Below are 7,536 nucleotides of genomic sequence, written 5' to 3'. Positions count from 1 at the left end.
CGTGCGGCGCGGCGAGCCGGTCCAGCCGCCGCGCCGCGATCACACCCTCCAGGACGAGCAGCCCCGCGCCGGGATCGTGCAGCTCCAGCCGGGGCAGCATGGCAGTGCCGCCCGCGGCCCGATAGAGCGCGATCTCCCGTTCCGGCTCTCCTTGGCCGCCTTCACGCGGGGCGCCCACGTCCTTGACCGCGAACCCCTGGCCGTTGCCCAGCTCCACCAGGACGACCCCGTTGGATTCGGAGACGTCGCGGGCGGTCAGACCGTATCGGTGCACGTCGGCGGCGCGGACGAGGCCGCGGTCGAGCAGCAGCCGTACGGCGCGGCGGGACAGGTTCATCGCCTCAGACCTCGTGCACGTCGCCGTCGTCGTCCACGTAGAACCATTCGGCCTCACCCTGGCTCGTGGACGCCTCCCCGGACACCCGCCGCTCCAGGTCGCTCAGCCTGTTCACGATCTCGTGCAGGATCGGGTCCACCGGGGGACGGACCGGGATCGTCGGATTGCACAGCTCCGACCCGCAGCCCAGACTCGACTGGCAGCCGTCCACCACGGACGGGCAGCGCAGCGTGGACTGGCAGCCCGCGACCACCGACGGGCAGCGCAGGTCGCTGACGCAGACGGTGATCATCGACGGGCAGCGCAGGTCGGTCACGCAGCCGATCCGGGTCGTCGGGCAGAGCACCGGCAGCCGGGTCGGGCAGTTGACCTGCAGGAACGTCCGGCAGGAGACCAGCGTGGAAGGCTCGCACACGGCGATCCGGCTCGGGCACGACCCGAGCCTGGTGATCGGGACGATCAGGTCGCCGCAGGTCAGCGCCGCCCGCGCGTCCACCCGGCCGTGGCCCCAGCTGTTGTCGAACGCCGCCGCGCCCAGTTTGACCGCGCTGTCCTGGAGGCATTGCTTGATCTTGGCGTTGGTGTGACCGGGATGCCGGCTCCACATCAGCGCCGCCAGGCCGGCGACCAGCGGTGTCGCCATGGACGTGCCGCTCAGCGAACCGTAGTTGAGCGGCAGGGTCGGGCTCACACTGTAGGTCGGCAGCGTGGACAGGATGTTCCTGCCGGGCGCGACGACCGTCACCTCCGGGCCCACGTTGGAGAAGCTCGAGATCACGTCCCCCGGGTCGGTCGAGCCGACCGCCACCACGCCCACGATGCTCGTCGAGTACGCCGCCGGCCAGATCACCGGCCCCGCGCCGTCGTTCCCGGCCGCGGCCACCACGAGCATGCCTCGGTCGGATGCGTACTGGCAGGCCGCCTGTTTGGTGTTGTTGTTCGCGCCGCCGCCCGAGTAGTTGATGACGGCCTTCAAGCCGTGCGCCACCGCGTAGTCGGTGATCTCCTCGACCGCGTCCGCGAAGTCCGCCGACCCGCCGTTGCCGTTCGCGTCCAGGGTCCGGCAGACGTACACCGGCGAACCCCAGTTCATGCCCGCGACCCCGGTGGCGTTGTTGCCCGCCGCCGCGGCGATGCCCGCCACGTGCGTGCCGTGGCCGTTCAGGTCGCGGGGGGTGCCCCCGTCCACGAAGTCCGTCCCGAGCGTGATCCTTCCCGCGTCCCGCAGGTCGTCGTGGTCGAGCACGTCCGCGCTGAGCGAGATGCCCGAGTCGATGATCCCGATCAGCACGTTCGAGGCGCCCGTCTGCAGGTCCCAGGCCGCCTGCGCGCCCACCGCGGCCGGTCCCCACTGCTGCGCGAACCTCGGATCGTTGGGCACGATCTGCGCCCGGTCCACCACATCCGGCTCCACGTACTCGATCGCCGGCGTCGTCTCCGCGACCCCCACGTTCGACAGCACCGTGTCCGCCGCCGACCCCGTCTCCGGCAACGCCACCACGAGCCGCCCCGTCGCGCTCGGCCCCCGCACCACCACGGTTCCCGGCGGCAGCGCCGCCAGCGCCTCCGCGACCTGCCCCGCCACCCCCTCTTCCCCGGCGGCCCCTTCCGCCAACTGCACAATCAGCCGCCGCGCCACAAAACGCACCGACTCATCCTGAAACTCCCCCGCCACGACCTCGACGCCGGTGTTCTCCGCGGGATTCTCCTCCAGCATGCGCCCCTCCTCTACCGCCAGGTCCGTTCTCGACCGTAGGCAGAGCCCCGCACACCGTCACCCCGGGAATATCCCTAGTCCCCCTTTTCCCGACCTAGGGTCAGCCGCCCGGATTGCCGCGACACGCGGGGAGACTACCGACATACCGGACAGCCGAAGATCGCGGCAATCCGCAGCTGGCGTTCCCACCCGAATAATGGGCACAATAAATGTGTCGCACGTGGCAAGCCGGGCGACTACCGTTCTGAATAACACGAGCGAGCCGCTCGGACGAGAGCAGGGAAGGATGACGGTCATGAGCTACCAGGCCCAGCGGGAGCAAGCGCGCAGCCTGCGTGCTCTTGAGCTGCGACTTTGGCGGACTTCAGGGTAGACCCACAAAGGGCCACCCATGAAGCCGCCAGGGAGATCCGGCGGCTTTTTCTTTTCCTCGTACGCCCTTGAGCGGTGCACGCACGCCTAAAACTGAATAGCGGAGAAAACAAATGGGACATGGGCTGATGGTGAAAAGGCATCACGCCTGCCTTGCAAGCAGGAGTTCAGGTTTCAAGACCCTGTCGGTCCACGAGTCACGCACGATGCCAGATCGTCTAACCGGCAGGACCCCCGGCTTTGAACCGGGCGAGTGCACGTTCGAATCGTGCTCTGGCAGCTGACGAGCCCACGGGCTCGAACGTCCGTAGCCCACCTGGTAGAGGCGCCGGCCCGAGATGCCGGAGGTAGCGGGTTCGAATCCCGCCGGACGTACGCGACACTGGCCGCTCTAGCCCAACGGCAGGAGGCACCGTGCTCAGGACACGGGACGTCGGGGTTCGAATCCCCGGGGCGGCACCACACCGAGAAGAGACCACCCGGGGGCCGCACCACCCGAGGAGGGACCAAACAGCGGGCGCGAGTCGGGCTGTTCTGGAAATGCCCGCCGAGGCCCCCCATCCTGGCCGGCTTTCCGGTGAGGATTTCCGGTGGGGGCGCACTAGACCTTTGACCCTCAACGCACTGTTCGTCTGCTCTACCGCGCGAGCAGCGGAAGCACCGGGAAGGGGTGGTCCTGCCACAGCAGTCGCGAGGTCTCTTCCGGGTAGGCGGCGACCGTCGACGGCGTGTCGAAGAGCTGTGTGAGACGCCGATCGGCGTCGTGCTGAGGCCAGCCCGGGTCGCCGTGCGCGGCGAACGCCGTCCACGCGCCGCGCATCCGCGCGGACAGTTCCTCCGCCTCCGGAGAGGGCGGATCGCCGATCAGCATGGCGGTCTGTCCGCTGCTCAGGTTGCCGAAGACGAGCGGCACGTCCAGCCCATGGCACGCGCCGAGGGCACCGCCCATTCCCGGAGCGGCCCAGGTCAGTTCGAACAGATGGGCCCGTCCGCCCCCGGCGAGCTGCGCGTCGGCGAGCTGGACGCTCGGCATGCGGAACAGCCAGTCCGCGTTGACCAGCTCGTACAGCTCCTCATCGGTCACACCCGGGAACGCCTCCCGGTACCGGCGCGCACCGTCCGCACCGGGGGCCAGCATGCGCAGAGCGGTCTCCGTCTGCTCCCCCGTGACCTGGCCGAGCACCCCGTCGATCAAGCTGAACAACCGGTGCTCATCACGCGTATGCCCGACAAGAAGCCCGACATCCCGGGCAGCACCGTCAGCCAGCGCCTGCCACGGCGTCACCGGCAGAACATCACCGTCGACAACCGGCGCGAACGGGATCCCCCGGTGCGTGATCTGCCCCCACCGCTCCCGCCATTCCCCCGTCTTGACGGCGATCGCGTCGCCCACGACAGGCAGCAGATCCGGCTCCACCGCCGACAGATCGGACACCGTCGCCCGTATCCCCAGCTCGGCAGCACAGGCAGCGGCGATGTCAGCCGCCAGTTCAGGAGAGAAGAACGTCCCCGGCACACTCTGCGCGATCGCCCTGCGAAAGAGCCCGGCCGCGCGCGGCATGGCCAGCAGCGCGGCAACCGACCCGCCCCCCGCCGACTCCCCGAAGACCGTGACCCGATCCGGGTCCCCACCGAACACCCGGATGTTGTCCCGCACCCACTCCAGAGCCGCGACCTGATCGAGCAACCCCCGATTGGCCGGCGCCCCGTCGACCTGCCCGAACCCCTCAATCCCGAGCCGGTAGTTGAGGGTCACCACCACGACCCCACTCCCAGCCAGACGCCCACCGTCGTATTCCGGCAGGCTGGAATTACCCAGGGCATAAGCCCCACCAGGAATCCACACCATCACCGGAAGCCCCGCGTCCGACCCCGGCTCCGGCGTCCAGACGTTGACCGTCAACCAGTCCTCACCGCCGCCGTCCTGCGACGTCCCCAGCAGACCGGACTGCGGAGGCGGCGGCCCGTACGCCACCGCCGGACGCACACCATCCCACCCACGCACCCGCTCCGGCGCAGCGAACCGAAGCACACCAACCGGCGCCTCAGCGAACGAAACCCCCCGGAAAACCGCCAGCCGCGCCTCCCAGGCACCCCGGAGAACCCCAGCCACCGTACGGACTTCCGGCTCAAGCTCGAACGACTTACTGGACGCGATACCGGCCACTTTGCGGTTCCCCTTCTCCGCGTTCCTACTCGGCCGAGCATCCCAGCGCCCGCCATCCACGGGCAAACCATTTAAGCGCTAACAGAATGACCCAAAGCGGGGCCGCTTCTCGCCCTTATCCAGCGCCATCAACGCAGGTCACACTTCTAGCCGCACCGGCATCAAGAGCAGCCGATTCGAGACTCAATGCCCCGCAAAGCAATCAATTTCACCTACTCGACCCGGGCAACCGCGCTAGCTCGGGGGCGTGGGGGGCTCGGCCCCCCACACCGGGGGGCTCGGGGGGTCGCCCCCCCGTGTAACAACCGAAACGACCCTGGGGAGGAAGCCCGAAAGGGCTTCCGACCAGGGTCGTTTCATTCGTGGAGGTGGCGGGAATCGAACCCGCGTCCTTCGGCACCGAGCTAGGGCTTCTCCGGGCGCAGCCTGTTGTGAGTTTCTCGGCCCCGGCGATCTCACAGGCGAGTCGCCGACGGGCTCAGTCGCTGTTTGTTTTCCCTATTGGCCCCGCGACCGGGTCAAGAGGTTTAGCCTCCTAGCGATGCCAGGTCCCGGGCCGGAGGCGATCCCGGGCTGACACGGCTTAGCTCGTCTGCTTAGGCAGCGAGAGCAAGCATGCGCTTGCTAGCCGGAGTGCTCGTGTTATCGGCACTTATTGGTTTGCGGTCACAGTGTTAACGAGGTTATGTCCGCCGTCCTCGGCCCGCTTCCCCTACCTTGAAATGTCGAAGTCGAAACCGGTCACCCCCCTGTGGAATTGTCAATCCCGCCTCCGCCGCAGCGCAGACAGGCAACGCAACCATACAACCGTGAACGCGCGCACGCGAACCGGTATTCCAGAACCCCCCAAACCCTCCCGGAATCCCCTGGATGCCGAAAAGACGCCGAAAGCCCCCGGAAGCACGTGGCTTCCGGGGGCCGACCGGCAGGGTCCAGCCGGTCCGGACAGCAGGGCTCCCCCCGAGATGGAGCCCTGGTCGGCGACCGAGTCCGCAACCCCCCAAGCGGAACCCGGTCACCTGGAAAGACGCCTGGGGAGGCCCGGATGGTTGCTCGCGGTCAGAAATCTTTTCTGGTGCCGCTGAAGAAGGCGCCCGCGACGGAGGCCGCGCCCGCCGGGTCGGGGCCCTCCATCATGACGGCGACCGCGACGTCGCCCTGCCAGCCGACGAACCAGGACAGCTCGCGGCGCTCCTTCTTCTCCACGAAGGTGACCGTGGACGCGACGCCGTGCACGGGATCGCCGGGCGCGGCGGCGGCCCGGGCCGAGCCGGTGGCGACGCCGGCCCGCATGAGCGCGCGCAGCTTGGCCGCCGCGTCGACGTTCAGCGGACGGGCGGCCGGCACCTGCGGGGGCGTGATGTCGGAGGTCGGGTCGGGCGAGGCGGGCGCGGTCACCAGCGTCGGCGGATGCCACGTCCCCGACCGTACGGCTCCCGCCACCAGCGCCATCGCCAGCGGACTGACCCGTACGGCCGACCCCGCGATGATCTTCGCCCGGGCCGCGTCGGTCGTCCCCGCGGGAACGGTGCCGCTGAAGCTGTTGAGCGGCAGCCCCCAGGGCGCGCCGATGCCGAAGTTGGCCGCGCTCTCGGTCAGCGACCGCTCGTCCAGCCGCCGCGCCAGCGACGCCAGCGCGGTCACGCAGCCGTGCGCGAAGTCGGCCTCGAAGGAGGGCGCCGACGAGGTGACGCCGGTCTGCTGGAACCTGGCCCCGCCCACCGTGCGGTCCGCCGTGCAGGGAACCTTCTGACGCACGTCGAGACCGCCCCTGAGCAGGGCGTCGGTGGCCACGATGGAGAAGGCCGTCCCGACCGGGTACTTGCCGGCCAGAGCGTCCTTCTCCTGGTGGAGGTCCTTGGTGGCGACGGCCAGCACCTGGCCGGTGGGGGCGTCCACGGCGACCAGCGCGACCGGCTGGGTGCGGGCCACGGCCAGGTCGGCCGCGTGCTGCAGACGGGAGTCGATCGTGGTGCGCACCGGTGTGTTCTTCCGGCCCGGCCACGACTTGAGCTCCTTGACCGTCTTCCAGGTCTTGGTGTCCAGCACGATGACACGCGTCTCGGTCGAGCCCGTGAGCTGGTCCTGGTACGCGCGCTGCAGCCCGTCCCTGCCGACGGTGTCGCCGGCGCGCTGGGGGCCGCCCAGCTGCTGCTCGCTCTCGGCCGTGACAGCGCTGACCCGGCCGACGATGTGCACCGGCGACTTGGGCGCCACCGGCGGGTACACCTCGGCGATCTTCAGGCCGTCGATGCGGGCGAGCTGCGCCCTGATCTGCTGGTACTTGGCCCGGCCGAAGGTGGCCAGCGGGACCGCGTCGGTGGGCGGCGCGGACAGGATGCGGCTGAGCAGCCGGTCCTGGGCGAAGCCGGTCACCTTGGCGAGTTCCTGGCAGAGCCGTGCCGGATCGGACACCTCCACCGGGATGACCTGCGCCACGTACTGCGTGTCCCGGTCCTGGAGCGCGTCGTCGTAACGGTCCATGATGGGCTGGCGGCCCTCCGGGTCCACCTTGACCGCGAGGCGCTCGCCTTCGTGCAGGTCGGGGTGGATGACGCTGGGCGACCAGCGGACCTTCCAGCGGCCGTCCACCAGGTGCAGCGGCAGCATGCTCTCGTAGGTCCACAGCGGGTTGTTCTCGCCGAGGTCCACCTCGGCCTGGAAGCTGGCCTTGGCGGTGTCGCCGTCCCGGCTGATCGGGCCCAGCTTGAAGCGGAGCGAGGCCGCGTCCAGGTGCAGGGCGACGTCGCCGAGCGCCTTGCGGACGGAGGCCTCGTTCGCGTCGGCGCGGCGCGCGGCCATGGCGTAGTCGCCGCTCTCCCAGCCGACGAGGAAGTCGCGGATCGCCTCGTGGGGGGAGGGCTCCTCGAAGCAGGCGGTCAGCGTCGGGACCAGCAGCCCTAACGCCAGCGCGAGCCGTACGGAACGAGGAGGAGGCACGGC

At 69.7% G+C, this 7,536-nt stretch carries 4 protein-coding genes, 4 tRNA genes and 1 other RNA gene; 4 read left to right on the top strand and 5 right to left on the bottom strand.

What is annotated here, in order from left to right:
- Together Aph01nite_RS02205 and Aph01nite_RS02200 are read right to left on the bottom strand one after the other, a co-directional pair.
- On the bottom strand, window positions 1-337 hold a 337-nt coding region (locus tag Aph01nite_RS02205), incomplete at its 3' end, for a hypothetical protein (RefSeq protein ID WP_204038975.1).
- A gap of 4 nt (window positions 338-341) precedes the next feature.
- Window positions 342-2,054: a S8 family serine peptidase gene (locus Aph01nite_RS02200; RefSeq protein ID WP_204038974.1), complete on the bottom strand. Its 1,713-nt coding sequence runs from the start codon at window positions 2,052-2,054 to the stop codon at window positions 342-344.
- A gap of 494 nt (window positions 2,055-2,548) precedes the next feature.
- Between Aph01nite_RS02200 and Aph01nite_RS02195 the strand changes: the two genes are divergently transcribed.
- The 4 genes from Aph01nite_RS02195 to Aph01nite_RS02180 all read left to right on the top strand — a co-directional run bounded on the left by Aph01nite_RS02195 (window position 2,549) and on the right by Aph01nite_RS02180 (window position 2,888).
- Window positions 2,549-2,619, top strand: a tRNA-Ala gene (locus Aph01nite_RS02195).
- Between the two features lie 14 nt (window positions 2,620-2,633).
- A tRNA-Gln gene (locus Aph01nite_RS02190) sits at window positions 2,634-2,706 on the top strand.
- A gap of 21 nt (window positions 2,707-2,727) precedes the next feature.
- Window positions 2,728-2,801 (top strand) — tRNA-Leu (locus tag Aph01nite_RS02185).
- Window positions 2,802-2,811: 10 nt separating this feature from the next.
- A tRNA-Leu gene (locus Aph01nite_RS02180) sits at window positions 2,812-2,888 on the top strand.
- A gap of 175 nt (window positions 2,889-3,063) precedes the next feature.
- On the opposite strand, the gene Aph01nite_RS02175 is transcribed toward Aph01nite_RS02180, so the two are convergent.
- From Aph01nite_RS02175 to Aph01nite_RS02165, 3 genes are all read right to left on the bottom strand, one after another.
- On the bottom strand, window positions 3,064-4,593 hold the full coding sequence (locus Aph01nite_RS02175; protein ID WP_239161331.1) for a carboxylesterase/lipase family protein: 1,530 nt from the start codon (window positions 4,591-4,593) through the stop codon (window positions 3,064-3,066).
- 360 nt (window positions 4,594-4,953) lie between these two features.
- Window positions 4,954-5,342, bottom strand: a transfer-messenger RNA (tmRNA) gene (ssrA, locus tag Aph01nite_RS02170).
- 310 nt (window positions 5,343-5,652) lie between these two features.
- Window positions 5,653-7,533, bottom strand: a complete 1,881-nt coding sequence (locus Aph01nite_RS02165; protein ID WP_204038973.1) for a penicillin-binding transpeptidase domain-containing protein — start codon at window positions 7,531-7,533, stop codon at window positions 5,653-5,655.
- Window positions 7,534-7,536: the final 3 nt, after the last annotated feature.

The organism is Acrocarpospora phusangensis (assembly GCF_016862995.1).
GTDB lineage: Bacteria > Actinomycetota > Actinomycetes > Streptosporangiales > Streptosporangiaceae > Acrocarpospora > Acrocarpospora phusangensis.
This window is presented reverse-complemented; position numbering and strand designations above follow the sequence as displayed.

Coding starts and splice junctions, on each gene's coding strand:
- Aph01nite_RS02200 (WP_204038974.1), bottom strand. CDS start 2,054: ATGCTGGAGGAGAATCCCGCGGAGAACACCGGCGTCGAGGTCGTGGCG.